2 protein-coding genes are annotated in these 2076 nt (G+C 62.5%); both read left to right on the plus strand.

The window, feature by feature from the left end; genetic code table 11:
• Positions 1–776: 776 nt before the first annotated feature.
• Positions 777–1064, plus strand: a complete 288-nt coding sequence (locus tag FV233_RS29220; protein ID WP_147899615.1) for a helix-turn-helix transcriptional regulator — start codon at positions 777–779, stop codon at positions 1062–1064.
• A 433-nt stretch (positions 1065–1497) separates the two neighbouring features.
• Positions 1498–1638 (plus strand): hypothetical protein, encoded by a 141-nt coding sequence (locus FV233_RS30755; RefSeq protein WP_187278271.1) that lies wholly within the window; start codon positions 1498–1500, stop codon positions 1636–1638.
• The last annotated feature ends 438 nt before the right edge of the window (positions 1639–2076 follow it).

Below are 2076 nucleotides of genomic sequence, written 5' to 3' on the forward strand. Positions count from 1 at the left end.
CTCACGCCATCCACCAGCACCTGACATCGCGAGCACCCACGCTCATGGCCGTGGCAGGCGAATCCGCAAAAACCTCCAGCGTTCCCTCAATCTACCAAAGTAGTGCTAGGCCCACTACGGCCCCTCCGGCGCCGCCCCCAGCTCCCGGCTCCCGGCTCCCTCAATCCTAACCCAGTCAGCTGTGGCAGCCTTGCGTTTACGGCTAATAATCTCGCTTATTTCGCCGTTTTCGGAGGTTAAAACAATTATTATTCACCGTTCCAGTCTTGGTAGACGTAGCCGATCGGTGAGAGCAATGCACTTAGCCTTACTAGGGGGCGACCCTACCGGCTGAGGGTCCTCGTATACTTTGACGCCCATGCATTCCAGCAGCCGACGCTTCGTTGGGTCCTTCATCGCTTCTCCAAATTGCCGCTGGGCTCGATCCATCTCGATTGAGTTCTGAGCGACAGCTGGTGTGGCCGCGGCGAACAGCACGAGTGGCAGAACCGCGCGCATACCCATGCGATGCGCTCGGCCTTGGGACTGCGTTGATGGGGCAGCTTGCCATTGCCAGCGGTCACCGGACGCAGCCGGCAGCAAGGCGACTTGAGTTCGTCGTTCTGCGGACTCTGGAGCGAGGCTTCGGCAGGAAACAGCGGCGACTAAGCCGAAGGTGGTGATCTGCACGGATCCAACTCTCATCTGGATGAGCGTGATCGAAGCGGCGAGATCCGCTAATTATGGACTTATATTGCCTGGATTGTTGCGCGGCAAGCGACGCGCTTCTGGCGGCGATGAGAGCACGCGCCCTAGTTGCCTGGAACCTGCGACGGCTGCGGGTGGAGAAAAACCTGACTCAGGAGGCGCTCGGCCTATTGGCAGAGCGGGAGCCGAGCTACATCGGTCGCATTGAGCGCGGTCGAGAGAACACGACGGTCGATACGTTGGAAGCGCTGGCCGCCGTCCTCGATGCGCCCGTCTCGGCCTTCTTCGTCGTGCCTGAACCCGATGTCGCCGCCCCCGCGCCTTTGCGTGCGGGTCGAAAGCCGAGTTCAGCCTCTAAAGGCGCCAGGACGAGCTGAGTCACCGCGGCGTCTGCGTACAAGCATTAAATAAATCAGCAATAAAACCATCCATCAGATGGCTTTGTTTGGACCCTCGAGCGCGCGCACGTGAGACGCGTCTCACGACCCCTGCCACAAGCCTATTCTGGGCAATAACCAAATACGCGCAAGCTAAGCTACTCTTGTCGAAGCGCTTTTATCAAATCTTATCCCTATCCTCAGTCAGAGTCAGTCGACAAGACGTCCGATAAACCATTACCGTATAAGCGTTTTTATTATATCTCAATTAAGTCAGCGATGGCGGGCGCCTTCAGCGATTAGGGGAGGGGCTGATGCAGCCCGGCAGCACCGAGCACGCCGCCGAGGTGGAGCGGCCGTCTTCGGACCCACGCCTTTCGTCCGCCAGGGTGAGGGCCCCAATGTCGCGCTCATCTACCGGGCGCCGGAGCCTATGCCGTCGCAGACCTACAAAATTCCGGCCGACGTGGAAGTCGACAGCACCGATAAAGACCGCCAGCGGGACGGGATCGACATCAAGGCCGAGGGCCAGCAGTTCGTCGCCTACGGCAAATGCCCGGGCCGCTCGCCTTAAAGCCGCCGTTCGGTGCGCGTGTCGGGCCGGAAGGTTGGGCGCCTATCGCCTTCGGTGCCGCCCGAGCGCTTGAGCTGGTACCGGAAGGCCCCGGGCGGATTGAGGCTGGCCGACGGCTCGGGGTCCGGGTCGAGCGTGAGCGGCACCCCGACGCGTGGGCCGAGATCCTCCGCTGGCAGGTCGCCGAGGTGCAGATCCTCTAAGCGGCCGGGCGGTTCCGGTTTCTGCGCCGCGAGGTGGAAGGCCCGCGTCTTCTCGACGTTATTTCGGACTTCCCGCTGCCGCTGACCTGGGGCCGTGTCGCGCTGTGGGCGGACGCGAGGCTCGGGCCGGACGGTTCCGCGACGGGATCGTGCTGTGCCGGGCGGCCGACCTGACGGACGCTCACGGGATGACGCGTAAGGCCGCCCGGCTCGCCGTGCCCCCCGGACCCGCTAC

It is taken from the genome of Methylobacterium sp. WL7, from assembly GCF_008040085.1.
GTDB lineage: Bacteria > Pseudomonadota > Alphaproteobacteria > Rhizobiales > Beijerinckiaceae > Methylobacterium > Methylobacterium mesophilicum.